The sequence below is a fragment of the Streptomyces sp. FH025 genome (genome assembly GCF_017427025.1).
Classification (GTDB): domain Bacteria; phylum Actinomycetota; class Actinomycetes; order Streptomycetales; family Streptomycetaceae; genus Kitasatospora.
Window position 1 is genome coordinate 14,627 of the sequence record NZ_JAFLNG010000020.1, and the last position, 14,885, is coordinate 29,511.

Sequence of the window (14,885 nt, forward strand, 5' to 3'; positions counted from 1 at the left end):
ACCGGGCGACGAGAGCACGCCCGGTCAGCCGGTCGCCTTGCGGTACTTGCGCACCGCCAGCCAGGAGAACAGCGCGGTGATCAGCAGTGACCAGAGCGCGGACGCCAGGACCGGATGTTGCATCGGCCAGACGTCCGCGCCGTCGGCCCCGGGGTTGCCGAACAGGTTCCGGCAGGCCTGGACGGTGGCACTGAACGGGTTCCAGTAGGCGATCGTCTGCAACCACCGCGGCATGGTGTCCACCGGTACGAAGGCGTTGGAGAGGAACGTGAGCGGGAAGAGCCAGATCAGGCCGGCCGAACTGGCGGCCTCCGGACTGCGCACCGACAGACCGATCAGCGCCCCGATCCAGGAGAAGGCGTAGCCCAGCGCGAGCAGCAGCAGGAAGGCGGCCAGTGCCCTGAGCACCCCGCGGTGCGCCCCCCAGCCCACCGGAATCGCCACGATCGCCAGCACCAGCAGGGTGAAGGCGCTCTGCGCCAGGTCGGCCAGGGTCCGCCCGGCGAGCACCGCCGAGCGGGTCATGGGCAGCGAGCGGAAGCGGTCGATCAGGCCCTTGGTCATGTCCTCCGCGATGCCGGCGGAGGCCCCCTCCACCGCGAAGGTGACCGTCTGGGCGAAGATACCGGCCATCAGGAACTCGTGGTAGCCGCCGCCCGGCACGTTGATCGCGCCGCCCAGCACGTACGAGAAGAGCAGCACGAACATCACCGGCTGCAACAGCCCGAGGATGACGATCTCCGGGATCCGGGTCATCCGGCGCAGGTTCCGCTGGGCGACCACCCAGGAGTCGCGTGCCATCTGGACGACTCCGCCGCGCGGCCGCGGGATCGCCCGTCCCCTCATCACGGTGTCGACCACGGTCGGACCTCCCTGTCGGGGTCGGTCTCCCCGGCCGTGTGACCGGTGAGGAAGAGGAAGACGTCGTCGAGGGTGGGCCTGCGCAGGCCGATGTCGTCGATGAGGATGCCCCGCCCGTCCAGCTCGCGGATGACGTCGGCGAGGACCCGGGCGCCCCCGTCCACCGGCACGGCGATCCGCCGGGTGTGCTGCTCCACGCTGGGCCGGCCCTTGCCGTACGGGGTGAGCGCCGCGACGGCCGCGCCGATCAGCTCGCGTCGGTGGACCACCACCTCCACCCGCTCGCCGCCGATCCTGGCCTTGAGGTCGTCGGCGGAGCCGCGTGCGATCACCCGGCCGCGGTCGACCACGGCGATGTCGTGCGCCAGGCGGTCGGCCTCCTCCAGGTGCTGGGTGGTGAGCAGCAGGGTGGTGCCCTCCGCCACCAGCGTCTCGATGACCTCCCACAGCGCCAGCCGGTTGCGCGGGTCCAGACCGGTGGTGGGTTCGTCGAGGAACATCACCGGGGGCCGCACCACCAGCGCGGCCGCCAGGTCGAGCCGGCGGCGCATGCCGCCGGAGTAGGTCTTGGCCAGCCGGTCGGCCGCCTCGGCGAGGTCGAACCACTCCAGCAGCTCCCGGGCGCGCGCCTTGGCCGCCCTGGTCCGCATCTGGTAGAGCTGGCCGACCATCTGGAGGTTCTCCCGGCCGGTGAGGTACTCGTCGACCGCCGCGTACTGGCCGCACAGACCCATCAGGCTGCGGACCCGTGCGGGGTGCTTGAGCACGTCCACGCCCGCCACGTGAGCGCTGCCGACGTCGGGCCGCAGCAGGGTGGTGAGCACCCGTACCGTGGTGCTCTTGCCCGAGCCGTTGGGGCCGAGCAGGCCCAGTACCGTCCCCTCCGGCACGTCCAGGTCGACCCCGTCCAGGGCCCGTACGTCGCCGAAGGTCTTCACCAGGCCCTCGGCTCGGATGGCCGCCCTCATTCGCCTCCTCCTTCTCCCGGTGAACCACCTGTTCTCCCGGTGAACCACCTGACGGCCGGCGCTGACAGGACCTCTCATTCTGCGTTCCGGCGGTGGAGCGGCCCGGTAGCCCACGCGCTGGCGAGCCCCGCGTTCGCGGGGGCCGTCGGCAGCCCGCCCGGATGCGAGTCACCCGGGTGTGGTGGAAGTCTGGGAGGAGGCCGGGTCGGGCGCCTTCCGTCGGACCATCTGCCGAATCGAGGCGGTACCAGTGGATCTCAGGATGTCGGTCGAAGACCGGGAGGAATTCCTCGCCGGAGTGCACGTGGGGATCCTGGGGGTGGACGATCCACGCGACGGCGGCGGGCCGTTACTGGTCCCGCTCTGGTACTCCTACCGGCCCGGCGGGCTGGTGACGGTCCAGACCGGGCGGGAATCGCTGAAGGCCCGGCTCATCCGCGGCGCGGGCCGGTTCAGCCTGTGCACGCAGAACGAGACGGCGCCGTACCGGTACGTCAGCGTGGAGGGGCCCGTGGTGGCCGTCGAGGACCCGATCCCGCCGGCCGAACACGAGGAGCTGGCCCACCGGTACCTGGACCCGGACACGGCGACGGCCTACCTGGAGGCCAACCGCTGGCAGCTGACCGAGAACGTCCTCATCCGGATGAGGCCCGAAAGATGGCGGACCGCCGACTTCGCCGCCTTCGCCAAGGAGTTCGAGCATTAGCTGCTCGTGCCACCCGGACACGCAGGAGAGAGCGGGACATTCCGATGGACACCCGGGCCATGACGCACCAGGCGGCGGACGAGCACGCCGAGAAGACGGGCCATCCGCGCGACCGCTGTCTCCACGAGCTGTTCGACGCCCGGGCGGCACGCCACCCGCAGGCCACCGCCTGCACACAGCACGGCCGGAACATCAGCTACGGCGAGCTCAGGATCCGCTCCGACGCACTGGCCACCCGGCTGCACGACTCCGGTGTGCGGCAGGGCGACATGGTCGGAGTGTGCGGGACACGGTGCCCGGAGGCGCTGGTCGCCTTCCTGGGCATCCTCAAGACCGGCGCGGCGTACGTCCCCCTCGACGACACCTCGCCGCCGGCGCGACTCCAGGCGATGGCCGAGGACGCCGGGGTGCACACCGTCGTCGTCCTGCCCGGCAACGCCCGCCGCATCCGGCGCGTGCGCACCCGTGTCGACCTCGGCGGCCCGGCACCGGCCGCACCCGCCGCGGTACCGCGGCCCCGGGTGCGACCCGCCGACTGCGCGTACGTGATGTTCACCTCCGGCTCGACCGGCCGCCCCAAACCGGTGGCGATCCCGCACCGCGGGGTCGTGCGGCTGGCGGTCTCCGACCTGGTCGGCCAGCGGCCTCGGCCCGGTGAGCGGGTGCTGCACGCCTACGGCCTCTCCTCGGACGCCTCCACGATCGAGATCTGGCCCGCGCTGCTCGCCGGCGCCTGCATCGTGATCGCCGACCAGGAGGAACTGCTGTCACCGGCCGCCCTGGAGTCGCTGCTGCGCTCCGAACACGTCGGCATCGCCTATCTGACCACCGGGGTGTTCCACCACATCGCCCGCACCAGGCCGTCGGCCCTGCGGTCCCTGCGGTTCGCCTCGGCCGGCGGTGAGGCGATGGACCCGGAGCTGGTCCGCGCGGTCCTGGCGGCGTGCCCGGGCACCGCCGTGGTCAACTTCTACGGCCCGACCGAGAACAGCGTCGTCTCCACCGCGCACCTGGTGCACGATCTGCCGCCCGAGGTGACGGCCGTGCCGATCGGCCGCCCGCTGGAGAACTCCACCTACCAGGTGCTGCGTGCGAACGGCACCCCCGCCGGCACCGGCGAGGAGGGCGAACTCCTCGTCGGCGGGGACGGGCTCGCACTCGGATACCTCGGCGACCCCGAGCTGACCGCGGAACGCTTCGTCGACGACCCCGTCGAGCCCGGTACGCGCCTCTACCGCACCGGTGACCGGGTGCTCCGGCGCCCGGACGGCACACTGGAGTACCGGGCCCGGGTCGACCGGCAGATCAAACTGCGCGGGCACCGCATCGAACCGGAGGAGATAGAGACCCGGCTGCGGGCGGACGACGCGGTGGGCGAGGCCGTCGTCGAACGCGACGGCGACACACTGATCGGGTACATGACGCCGGCCCGTCCCGGCCAGGCACTGCCCCTGGACCGCATCCGCGACTCCCTCGCCACCTGGCTGCCCCCCGTCGCGGTACCCGCGCGGCTGGTCGAACTCGCACGGTTCCCGGTCACCACCGGAGGCAAGGTCGACCGCCACCGACTGCGCAGGCTGTCGGCGACCGGAACCGCCGCCGCCCCGGCAGCGGCGGACGGCCCCGAGCCCGGTCTGCGGGACACGGTGGCGCAGGTCTGGCAGGTGGTACTGGGATTACACCCGGCACCGGGCGACAGCTTCTTCGCCATCGGCGGCGACTCCCTGCTCGCGGCCGAGGCCGTCACCCGTACGCTGACCGCCTTCGACCTCGACGCCCGGCACGGCCGCACCCTGGTCCACAGCCTGCTGCGCTCCCCCACGCTGGAGGACTTCACCGCCGCCGTCGCCACCATCAGGGACCGGCCCGGCGGGGCGAGCGCCGACACGGGACCGGTGGACTTCCGCGCCGAAGCACGGCTGGGCTTCACCCTGCCGGCGCAACGCGGACCGGCCCCCGACTGGCGGCACCCCGGGGAGGTGCTGCTCACCGGCGCCTCCGGCTTCGTCGGCGCGTTCCTGCTGGCCGCGCTGCTGCGCCGCACCGACGCCCGGGTGCACTGCCCGGTCCGAAGCCGGGACGGTGCCCACGCCCGGCAGAAGGTGGCGCGGACCCTGACCCGCTTCGACCTCGCCACCGCCGAAGCCGCCGACCGCGTCGTATGCTTCCCCGCCGACCTCGGCGAGCCCGGCCTCGGTCTGGAACCGGGCCGCGCCGACGAGCTCGCCGACACCGTCGACCTGGTGATCCACGCGGCCGCGCAGGTCAACTTCCTCTACCCGTACGAGGCGCTGCGCCGCACCAACGTGGAGGGCACCAGGGAGATCGTCCGGCTGGCGGCCGGGCGCGGCGTACCGCTGCACTTCCTCTCCACCATCGCGGTGCTGGCCGGCTTCGGAACCGCCGGCGTACGGCACGTCGACGAGGACCTGCCGCTCGACCACGCCGACCGGCTCACCATGGGCTACGCCGAGAGCAAGTGGGTCGCCGAGGAGGTGCTGCGCAACGCCGCGGACCAAGGCCTGCCGGTGGCGGTCTACCGGCCGTACGAGATCACCGGCGACCGGCACACCGGCGCCTGCAACACCGACACCGCGATCTGCTCGCTGTTCAAGACGATCAGCGAGACCGGGCTGGCCCCCGACATCCCGCTGCCGCTGGACTTCGTCCCGGTGGACTACCTCGCCGACGCGGTGGTGCACATCGCCACGGGGCACCGCACCACCCGCCGGACCTACCACCTGACCAATCCCCGCGCGGCGAGCCTGGGCGACATGCTCGACCGGATGGACGCGGGCGGCCACCGGATCAGCCGGCTCCCCTACGAGGAGTGGGTCGGCGAACTCGTCCGCCACGTCGCGCGGCACCCCACGAGCCCCACCGCCCCGTTCGTCTCCCTGTGCGTGGACCGCTGCAAGCGGGCGGACATGTCCGTCAAGGAGATGTACTTCGAAGGCACCTTCCCGACCGTCGGGCGGGCCAACGTCGAGCGCGACCTGGCCGCCTCCGGCCTGCGCTGCCCTCCGGTCGACGCGGAACTGCTGGACCGCTACCTGGAGTACTTCTACGCCACCGGCTACATCGAGCGCCCGTGACCGTCCCCCGGGCCCGCCTCGCAAGAGGAGCGAGCATGACCTCACAGCCAACCAGGTCGCCGGTACTGGAGTTCCCGCTCCCGCCGCCGGGCACCATGGGCCCGCCCGAGGAGTGCGCACGGCTGCGCGAGAGCCGCCCCATGGCCAGGGTCAGGCTGCCGATGGAGGCGACCGCCTGGTACGCCACCCGGTACGAGGACGTCCGGGAGCTGCTCGCGGACCCCCGGCTGATCCGGCCGACCATCAACGACTGGCCGCCCCGCCCCGGGCAGGCCGCGGACGACGGGCCGCGCCTGACCACCATGGCGGAACTGGACGGCCCCCGGCACGTGGCGCTGCGCAGGGCCGTGGCCCCGGCGTTCACCTTCGGAGCCGTCCGGGACCGGCTGCCGCGCATCCGCGCACTCGCCGAGCACCTGCTGGAGGAGTTCGAGGCGGACGGCCGCACCGGCGACCTGGTCGCCGGGTTCACCGAACCGTTCCCGCTGCTCGTGCTGTGCGATCTGGTGGGCATCCCCTTCCAGGACCGGGACCGGTTCCTTCCGTTGCTGGACGCGGCCCTCGACGGCATGGTGACCTCCGAGGAAGCGGACAGGGTCACCGGCCCGCTGCGCGAGTACTTGGCCGAGCTGATCGCATGGAAGCGGAGCCGACCCGCTGACGACGTCCTGACCCGGCTGGTCGGCCAGTGCGACGACGGAGTGCTGACCGACGACGAGGTGATGGCCTTCGGGCTGTCCATGCTCACCGTCGGCTTCGGCATCAGCGGCTTCTTCCTGGCCGACTCGGTGCACACCCTGCTGGAGAGGCCCGAGCTGTGGGCCCACGTGAGCGACCGCCGCGACCTCATGCCCGGGGCGGTGGAGGAACTGCTGCGCTACATGCCGGTGATGAACGGCACCGTGCTACTACTGGCCACCGAGTCCATCGAGGCGGGCGGCCAGAGCATCCACGCGGGCGAAGCCGTCATCCCCGTCCTGGCCTCCGCCAACCGTGACGGGAGTGTGTTCGCCGACGCCGACCGGCTCGACCCGTACCGCACGGACAACCCCCACCTCAGCTTCGGCCGGGGAGCCCACAACTGCCTCGGCGCCCACCTGGCACGCGCCGAACTGGCCGTCGGACTGGAGGCGTTGTTCGACCGCTTCCCCCGGCTGCGTCCGGCCGAGGGGCACGAACCCCTCTGGGACGACCAGTCCGTCACCAAGTCGCCGCTGACGCTCCCGGTCAGCTGGTGAACCGGCCCGCAGGGAGGTCCACCCGTGAACACCACGCCGGAACCCGTCGTCGACGCGCCCGTCATCGACCTGCCCCTCCCCCCGCCGGGCACGATGGGGCCACCCGAGGAGTACGGCCGGCTGCGCCGGGAGTGCCCGCTGGCCAAGGTCCGGCTGCCGGTCGGCGCCACCGCCTGGTACGCCACCCGGTACGACGACGTCAAGGACCTGGTCGCCGACTCCCGGCTGATCCGGCCGAGCATCAACGACTGGCCGCCCTCCCCCGGGCAGGCCCCCGGTGACGAGCCGGGCCTGATCACGATGATGGAGCTGGAAGGCCCCCAACACGCCGCCCTGCGCAGGGCGTTGAGCGAGCCGTTCAGTGTCCGGTCGGTCCGGAGCCGGCTGCCGCGCATCCGGCGGTCGGCCGACCGGCTGCTCGACGCGTTCCTCGACGGCGACGAGCCCGGCGACCTGGTCGTCCGGTTCCTCGAACCCTTCCCCGTCATGGTGATGTGCGACCTGGTGGGCATCCCCTACGACGACAGCCAGTACTTCGTGCCCAAGGCGGACGCCGCGCTCGGGGCCCTCCTCACCCTGGAGGAGGGCCGCGAGGCCACCTCCCAACTGCGCGCGTACATCACCTCGTTGCTCGAAAGGAAGCGGCGCGAGCCCGATGACGACGTGCTCACCGAGCTGGTCCGCGAGTGCGAGCACGGCACGCTGGACCACGAGAGCGCGGTGAGCTTCGGGCTCTCCATGCTCGTCGCCGGATACCGCACGAGCACCATGTTCCTGGCCGACGCCGTACTGACCCTGCTGACCGTGCCCGGCGCGTACGCGCGCCTGCGCGACGACCGCGACCTCATGCCCGGCGCGGTGGAGGAACTGCTGCGCTACGTACCGGTGATGAACGGCGTCGTCGTCCTCCAGGCCGTCGAGGACATCGAGCTGCACGGCCGGACGATCCGCGCCGGCGATGCCGTGCTGCCCGTCCTGGCCTCCGCCAACCGCGACGGGAGCGTGTTCGCCGACGGAGACCGGCTCGACCTGTCCCGCGCGGACAACCCCCACCTCGCCTTCGGCCGCGGAGCGCACAACTGCATCGGCTCCCACCTGGCACGCGCCCAGATGACCGTGTGCCTGGAGGCCCTGTTCGACCGGCTCCCCCACCTGCGCCTGGCCGAAGGCCACCCGCCCATCTGGGAGGACGAGTCCCCGAGCAAGTCGCCCATCACCCTCCCCGTCCGCTGGAGCGCCCCCGAGGCCGCCGCGTAGCCGGCAGCCGGTCATCAGCTGTTCGGCTCAACAGCGGAGGTGCTCCGGACTCGAAGCGCCCATGGTTGACACAGGGGCTGAGGCCGACGGCCGGATCGCACGTCGATCGATGGCTCCTGGAGCCCGCTGCCCACCCGCGGGCCGGCCCCGACCTGATCGCCTGATCGCGCCACTCGGCGGCACAGCCCGGAGTCGCGCACCTCACCGACCTGCCACAGGAACGGCGGGGCGAAGGCGACCGGCGACCGGCAATCACCCGGAGGATGATCGTGACGCTTAGTGAGGCCGAGCTGCTCACGGCCGACGAGGACCGGCTGGAGGAGCTCTTCCGTACGAGCCCGCCCGGTGAGATTCCCGAGGGCCCGATGGAGGGCGCCGCCATCATCGGCGCGGGCACGGGCCTGACCGGAGCGATCGCCGCGCTGGTGCGTCTGGCCGTGTGGCGGGGAAAGGTCTTCGACCGCGCCGGCGGGTACCTGAGCAACCGGCTGTCCCCACTGGACGTGCTCGCCGTCCTCGCCACGGTGGCTCCGGGGCCGAGCCGGCTGGACGGCGAGGAGTGCATCGTCATCGACTACTCCAGGACGTCCCTCGTCGCGCGCGGCGTGCGCGACGAGATCCGCCAGGTCGGCCCGGACCTGTATCTGGGCGTGATCTGGCTGTTCGGGGCCAAGGTCGGCTGGTTCTCGCTGAGGAAGCCGCGAACAGGCGGCGACGAGCAGCAGGCGACGAACACCCAACCGACCCGGTAGCTCCGGCCGAAAGGACCCAGACCATGACAGCACTCGGTGCATCCCCCCGTGGACGACGGTGGACCGCGGCCGTCTCGGCCACCGCGGCGGCCTCGCTCGTCGTCGCGCTGACCTCGTGCAGCGCCGCTCCGGACGCCCCCGCCGCCACACCGGCCACCCTGACGGGAAAGGTCACCGGGGCGGGCAACGCGCTGCGCGGGGCCCAGGTGACGCTCATCGCCGGATCGCGCGAGGGAACCAGGGAACTCGGCCGCGCCACGACCGACGCGACCGGCTCCTTCAGGATCTCCTACGCCCAGGCGACGGACGGGGTGCTGTACGTCGAGGCCGCGCCCCCGGACACGCCCAAACTCCGGCTGCGCTCCGTCGTCGGCGTCGGCGCCGACGGCGGCGTTCCCCGGCAGACCCTGAACGCGGTGACGGTCAACGAACTCACCACCGTCGCGACCACGTACGCCCTGGCCCAGTTCAGCGACCGGCACGGCATCTCCGGCCCCAGTCCCGGGCTGCAGAACGCCGCGGCGACATCGTTCAACCTCGCCGATCCGGCCACCGGCAAGCCGGGCGGAGTCGTCACGAACAAGGACAACGCCACCGACAACGAGACGCTCGCCACCCTCGGCACGCTCGCCAACCTGCTCTCACTCTGCGCGACGGCGAACACGCCGCGCTGCGCGGACCTGCTCCGCCTCGCCACACCGCCCGACGGCACCACGCCGGACGACACGGTGCAGGCGGTGCTCAACCTCGTCCACAACCCGACGCTCTTCCCGGCCGAGCTCTACACCCTGGCGCAGACGGCGAACGTCTTCTCTCCCGCGCTCACCGCCGCCCCCAGCGCCTGGATCCTGGCGCTGCGCTACACCGACACCGGCCTCTACGCCCCCGGCCGCATCGCGTTCGACGCCAAGGGGAACGCCTGGGCGACCAACAACTGGCAGCCCGGCACCAGGGATCCGAGCCCGTACGTCACCGTGCTCGATCCGGTCGGCCGTCCGACCCTGGGCAGCCCGATCAAGGGCGGCGGCATGAAGGGCGGGGCGTGGGGCATCGCGATCGACCACGACGGCTCCGCCTGGGTGCCCGCCTACGGGGGCGACGCGATCTCGAAGTACTCGGCCACCGGAACCCCGCTGTCGCCCGACACGGGGTGGAGGAACGGCAGCCCCGACCACCCGCAGGGCACCGCCGTCGACCAGCGGGGCAACGTGTGGTTCGCCAACTTCTACGGCATCAAGGGCGCACCCGGCCAGGGCAGCGTGATCGTCTACCCGCACGGCGATCCCTCGAAGGCGATCACGATCACCGGGGGCGGCCTCGACCACCCGTTCGCCGTCCAGATCGACGGCCAGGGCCGAGCCTGGGTCACCAACGCCCGCCTCAGCGGCGCCGAACTCTACGAAACGCGGGTGCCCGGTGCAGGCGCCGCGTTCGGCGGAAGCGTCACCGTCATCGGCCCCGACTTCAAGCCGACCGCGTTCTCGCCCGTCAAGAGCGGCTCGTTCAGTTGGCCGCTGGGACTCGCCATCGATTCCAAGGACAACGTCTGGGTGCCCGACTTCTTCAGCAACACCGTCACCGAGATCCGGCCCGACGGAACCATCGCCGGTGAGCACAAACTGCCGATCCCGGTCGGCCCCTGGTCCGTGGCCGTGGACGGATCCGACCGCGTGTGGGTCGCCGGCTTCGGCACCCCGTCCGTCTGGCTGCTGTGCGGCGAGAACACCTCCGCCTGCCCGCGCGGCACCTCCACCGGCACGGTCCTGTCGCCCCCACAGGGATTCCGCAACGCGACGATCCAGCACCTCACGGCGGTTCAGCTCGACCAGTCCGGCAACGTCTGGCTGGCCAACAACTGGTCCGAACTCGTCCCGCCGACCGGCGGCGTGGGACTGGTGGAGCTCATCGGCCTCGCCACCCCGGTCTGCACACCCCTCACCCCGCTGCCGGTGCGACCGTCATCGGCGACCACGGCCGCCTGCCCCAAGCCGTGAGCGGGCGGTCGCCCGGTCGGCCGGCGCGATGCGGCCGGACGCGACCCCGTCGCCTCCGGCCTACGCGTCGATCACGGCCAGGCCCGGGTAGACGTCCTGCCAGCGGTAGCGGCGGCAGCGCAGCTGCCAGTACGTGAACCCGGTCATGTAGCGGTCGAGGTGGGGCCGTTGCTCCTCGGTCGCGAGGTCCAGGATGCGGTGGCGGGCGGCCTCGCCGCCGGCGAGGACCTCGCGGTAGGCCTCGAGGTAGGGGATGCGCTCCGCGACCGCCCGGCGGTGGATCCGGCCGGTGGCGAAGTCCGCGCCGTGCACGGCCTCCTTGTAGAAGGACACCACGTCGTTGACGTCGTTGAGGAACGCGACGCAGGAGCTCAGCGCCGCCGACCAGAACGCCCGGTGGGTGTCGGCGCGCAGGCAGGGGGCGGTGAACTGGAGCGTGGTGAACCAGAACTGGGAGAAGCCGTTGAAGGCCCGGACGAAGTCGCTGTCGATGCCGTCCGACACCTCGGGATCGAACTCCGCCTCCATCAGCACACCGGTGATCGCGTTGTAGAAGAAGTTCCTCCAGACGGCGAGGAAGGTCGGATCGCAGAACCGCGCGATCTCGCCGAACATGTGGCGCACGTACCGGGCCGTCGGCGAGGACGGCCGCGCATCGGGCAGCAGCCCGGCCCGCAGGACGGCGGCGGCCTCGGCCCGGTCGTGGCAGCACACGTCGTCGGTGTGGGTGGTGAACACCCAGATCCGGTCGACGGCGAGGGCGAGCGCGTCGTCGTCGATCGGCACCATGAGGGCGCGCATCCGCGTGATGTGGCCGGTCGTGGCGGCGGGCACGTCAACACCGAAGGCCTCGAACTCCGCGGTGAGCACGTCCACCGCGGTACGGCACTGCACGTCGTTCACGGGGGGACCGAAGGAAGCGGTGCGGACGATCATCCCGTCCACGAGGCCGGAGGCGAGGACCTCCGCGACCATCGCGCGGTGGCGGGGGTCGGGGATCGCGGCCAGGGCGTTGCCCGGGCGGTAGTGGAGGGTGTCGATGCCCGGTGGCAGGGGGTGCCTGATCGGGCCGTGGCCGATGGGGTTCACTCCGCACCCTTCCCGAGTGCCGTCCGGTGGCTGGTCCGGATCCTCGCACAGTCCTGCGGCGTCCAGCCGTGGACCAAACATCTCCAACTCGTACGGATGAATGTCCGGTTGACCAGTTGACGGCGACACTCTGTCCCGACGCCCCAGTGGCTCCTGTGCCCACAACACCTCAACCTGGCTGTTCGGGGGGAGCCGCCGAGCGGGCCGCCCCGACGGTCGCCAAGGTTCCGTCAACAACGGCCGCGCGGCTGCCAGGTTTTCGTCAACGGTCCGACACGGGCGGTCCCGGCCTGCCGTACTGGAACGGTGTCCCTCGCAACCCTTCCCGCCGCCGACTGGTCCGCCCCGGAGCGACCCGGCGCGAGCGTCCTTCCCACCCACGTCACCCGGAGCTCCCACGGCGGCTGGTGGGCGGACGACCCGCACGCGGCCCGCGCGCTGCTGGTGCACTGCGGGCCGGAACGCCTCCTGCGCGGGGACCCGGCGCATCTGGCCCCGGATGTCCTGGCCCGCTTTGATCGGGGCCAATTCCACGCCCCCGACCGATTCCTGCCCCTGCTGGGCCGCACCTTCGCCCACCTCACCCCCTGGGTGCGCGTGCTGCACGTCCACACGGAGCGCCCCCGGCCGGTGTCCCCGCACACGGCGGCCTGGGTGCGCCCGCTGTGCCCCGCAGACGAGGCCCCTCTCGACCGTTTCGCCCGCCGCGCCTGCGCGGACGGCGCGGTCCGCCCGCACTGGATCTCCGAGACCTGGGGCGGCCACCGCGCGCTCGCGGCCAGCGGCTTCGCCTGGGGCGCGTTCCTCGGGCCGTACCTGGCCTCGCTCGCCTGCGGCTACCTCGTCGGACGGGAGCACCTGGACATCGCCGTGGCGACCGACCCGGCCTTCCGCCGCCTCGACCTCGCACTCGCCTGCGCCCGAGCCGCCACCGCGGCCGCCCACGCACAGGGCCTGACCGCGACGTGGTCGGCTCCCCGCGGCAACCAGGCCAGCCGGGCCCTCGCCGAGGCAGCCGGCTTCCGGCCGCTACGGCAGGAGGTGGTGTACTGGGCCGGCCCCGCCCTCGCGCCCTGACCCCGAGCGGCGCCGGGGCGCCCGCCGTGCCGCGGCGGGCGCGCCTACGCTGGTCAGTGGGCAGCGGGGGGACGAGCCTCGGAGGATCCTTTGGACAGCACATCGGAGCATCCCGTCCCCGTGCCGAACCTGCGGCTGGACGAGCTGCTGGAGGAGCTCCAGGCCCGGCTGGACGCCGCCCGCGGCACCCGGGACCGGGTGCACAGCCTGCTGGAAGCCGTGCTGGCGGTCGGCCGCGACCTGGAGCTGACCCAGGCCCTCCAGCACGTCGTGGAGGCGGCGGTCGTCCTGGTGGACGCCGAGTACGGCGCGCTCGGGGTGATCGGCGAAGACCAGCGGCTGTCGCAGTTCATCCCGGTCGGGGTCACGGACGAGCAGGTCAAGCTGATCGGCGCCCTGCCGTCGGGGCACGGGATCCTCGGCGAACTGATCCGCCACCCCGAGCCGCTGCGGCTCAGTCGGCTCGCCGACCATCCGGCGTCGTACGGGTTCCCGCCGAACCACCCCTCGATGCGGAGCTTCCTCGGGGTGCCGATCCGGATCAGGGACAGGGTGTTCGGCAATCTCTACCTGGCCGAGAAACGGGGCGGGGGCGACTTCGACGCGGAGGACGAGTCGTTGCTCGCCACCCTCGCCGTGGCCGCCGGGGTGGCGATCGACAACGCCCGCCTCTACGCCCGGGCCCGCCGGAGGCAGCGCTGGCTGGAGGCGAGTGCCGAGGTGACCAGCAGCCTGCTCTCGGGCAGCGGGGAGCAGGAGGTGCAGGACCTGCTGCTCGCCCGGGCGACCGAGCTCGTCGGCGCCGACCTCGCGGTCGTCGCCGTGCCGCGGCCGGAGACCGCCGAGCTGGAGGTACGGATCGCCGTGGGTCTCGGCGAGCGGGAGCACCGCGGTCTGGTGCTGCCGGTCGAGGGCTCGTTCATGGGCGCGGCCTTCCGCACCGGCGGGCTCGTGGTGAGCCCCGACGTCCGGAGGGACCCGCGGATCACGGCGGGGCCGCCACGGTGGCAGGGGCTGGGACCGGCGGTCGCGGTGCCCGTCGGCACCGACGAGCGCGGGATCCGTGGCGTGCTGCTGCTGGCCCGGGCCGCCGGCGCGCCGCTGTTCGAGGAGGACCAGTCCGGCCCTCTGCTGGGCTTCGCCGGCCAGGCCGCGGTGGCGATGGAACTCGCCGAGCGCCGCCGGGACTCGGAGCAGATCGCCCTGCTGCGGGAACGCGACCGGATCGCCCGCGACCTGCACGATCTGGCCATCCAGCGGCTCTTCGCCACCGGCATGACCCTCCAGGGCGCCACCCGCCTCATCGACCACCCGGAGGCGACCGAGCGCGTCTTGCGGGCGATCGACGACCTGGACGAGACGGTCAGGACGATCCGCGCCACCATCTTCGGCCTGCGCCTGCGCGAGAACGGCCCGGCGGCGACCGGACTGCGCGCCCGCATCGCCGAGGTGATCGAGCGCGCCGCCCGGTCCCTCGGTTTCGCCCCGGCCCTGCGGACGACCGGTCTGCTCGACATCGCCGTGCCTCCCGAGGTCGCGGACGCGGCCGTCGCCGTCCTGGAGGAGGCGCTGTCCAACGCCGCCCGCCATGCCCGGGCCGACGCCGCCGAGGTCACCGTGGCCGCCGACGACGAGCTGACCGTCACGGTCACCGACAACGGCATCGGCCTCCCCGAGAACGGCCGCCTCGGCGGCCTCGCCAACCTCACCGACCGGGCCACCAGCCTGGGCGGCGTCTTCACCGCCCGTACCCTCCCCGAGGGCGGCACCGAGCTGGTGTGGCGCGTGCCCCTGGGGTAGGCCTCAGCCCTGGTCCAGCACCGCACCGGGGGCCAGGCGCGGCGTCGG

Annotated in this window: 11 protein-coding genes; 8 read left to right on the forward strand and 3 right to left on the reverse strand. The window is 72.7% G+C overall.

The annotated features are described in order from the left end of the window. Positions 1-24: 24 nt before the first annotated feature. Positions 25-846, reverse strand: a complete 822-nt coding sequence (locus J0670_RS02855; RefSeq protein ID WP_207809264.1) for an ABC transporter permease — start codon at positions 844-846, stop codon at positions 25-27. Continuing rightward, a complete protein-coding gene (locus J0670_RS02860; RefSeq protein WP_207809243.1) occupies positions 846-1,829 on the reverse strand; it encodes an ATP-binding cassette domain-containing protein in 984 nt (327 codons plus the stop codon). Before J0670_RS02860 ends, J0670_RS02855 begins: the two co-directional genes overlap by 1 nt. A 262-nt stretch (positions 1,830-2,091) precedes the next feature. Between J0670_RS02860 and J0670_RS02865 the strand changes: the two genes are divergently transcribed. The 6 genes from J0670_RS02865 to J0670_RS02890 all read left to right on the forward strand — a co-directional run bounded on the left by J0670_RS02865 (position 2,092) and on the right by J0670_RS02890 (position 10,871). Next, complete coding sequence (locus J0670_RS02865) at positions 2,092-2,535, forward strand: pyridoxamine 5'-phosphate oxidase family protein (RefSeq protein ID WP_207809245.1); 444 nt, start codon at positions 2,092-2,094, stop codon at positions 2,533-2,535. A 59-nt stretch (positions 2,536-2,594) separates the two neighbouring features. Further along, complete coding sequence (locus J0670_RS02870) at positions 2,595-5,630, forward strand: amino acid adenylation domain-containing protein (protein WP_207809247.1); 3,036 nt, start codon at positions 2,595-2,597, stop codon at positions 5,628-5,630. 35 nt (positions 5,631-5,665) lie between these two features. Next, a complete protein-coding gene (locus J0670_RS02875; protein ID WP_243436435.1) occupies positions 5,666-6,868 on the forward strand; it encodes a cytochrome P450 in 1,203 nt (400 codons plus the stop codon). Positions 6,869-6,892: 24 nt separating this feature from the next. Continuing rightward, the gene (locus tag J0670_RS02880) at positions 6,893-8,125 is read left to right on the forward strand and encodes a cytochrome P450 (protein ID WP_307806354.1); all 1,233 of its coding nucleotides are present in this window, start codon (positions 6,893-6,895) and stop codon (positions 8,123-8,125) included. 269 nt (positions 8,126-8,394) lie between these two features. After that, positions 8,395-8,877 carry a hypothetical protein gene (locus J0670_RS02885; RefSeq protein WP_207809249.1) on the forward strand — a complete coding sequence of 161 codons (483 nt, stop codon included), beginning with the start codon at positions 8,395-8,397 and terminating at the stop codon, positions 8,875-8,877. A gap of 23 nt (positions 8,878-8,900) precedes the next feature. Continuing rightward, positions 8,901-10,871: a hypothetical protein gene (locus J0670_RS02890; RefSeq protein WP_207809250.1), complete on the forward strand. Its 1,971-nt coding sequence runs from the start codon at positions 8,901-8,903 to the stop codon at positions 10,869-10,871. 60 nt (positions 10,872-10,931) lie between these two features. Here J0670_RS02890 and J0670_RS02895 read toward each other — a convergent pair whose 3' ends face one another. Then, on the reverse strand, positions 10,932-11,960 hold the full coding sequence (locus J0670_RS02895; RefSeq protein ID WP_207809252.1) for a hypothetical protein: 1,029 nt from the start codon (positions 11,958-11,960) through the stop codon (positions 10,932-10,934). Between the two features lie 306 nt (positions 11,961-12,266). On the opposite strand from J0670_RS02895, the gene J0670_RS40140 reads away from it, so the two are divergent. Next, the gene (locus J0670_RS40140; protein ID WP_207809254.1) at positions 12,267-13,037 is read left to right on the forward strand and encodes a GNAT family N-acetyltransferase; all 771 of its coding nucleotides are present in this window, start codon (positions 12,267-12,269) and stop codon (positions 13,035-13,037) included. A gap of 120 nt (positions 13,038-13,157) precedes the next feature. Beyond that, a complete protein-coding gene (locus tag J0670_RS02905) occupies positions 13,158-14,837 on the forward strand; it encodes a GAF domain-containing protein (RefSeq protein WP_307806355.1) in 1,680 nt (559 codons plus the stop codon). Positions 14,838-14,885: the final 48 nt, after the last annotated feature.

Coding starts and splice junctions, on each gene's coding strand:
- J0670_RS02855 (WP_207809264.1), bottom strand. CDS start 846: ATGAGGGGACGGGCGATCCCGCGGCCGCGCGGCGGAGTCGTCCAGATG.
- J0670_RS02875 (WP_243436435.1), top strand. CDS start 5,666: ATGACCTCACAGCCAACCAGGTCGCCGGTACTGGAGTTCCCGCTCCCG.
- J0670_RS02860 (WP_207809243.1), bottom strand. CDS start 1,829: ATGAGGGCGGCCATCCGAGCCGAGGGCCTGGTGAAGACCTTCGGCGAC.
- J0670_RS02890 (WP_207809250.1), top strand. CDS start 8,901: ATGACAGCACTCGGTGCATCCCCCCGTGGACGACGGTGGACCGCGGCC.
- J0670_RS02865 (WP_207809245.1), top strand. CDS start 2,092: ATGTCGGTCGAAGACCGGGAGGAATTCCTCGCCGGAGTGCACGTGGGG.
- J0670_RS02870 (WP_207809247.1), top strand. CDS start 2,595: ATGACGCACCAGGCGGCGGACGAGCACGCCGAGAAGACGGGCCATCCG.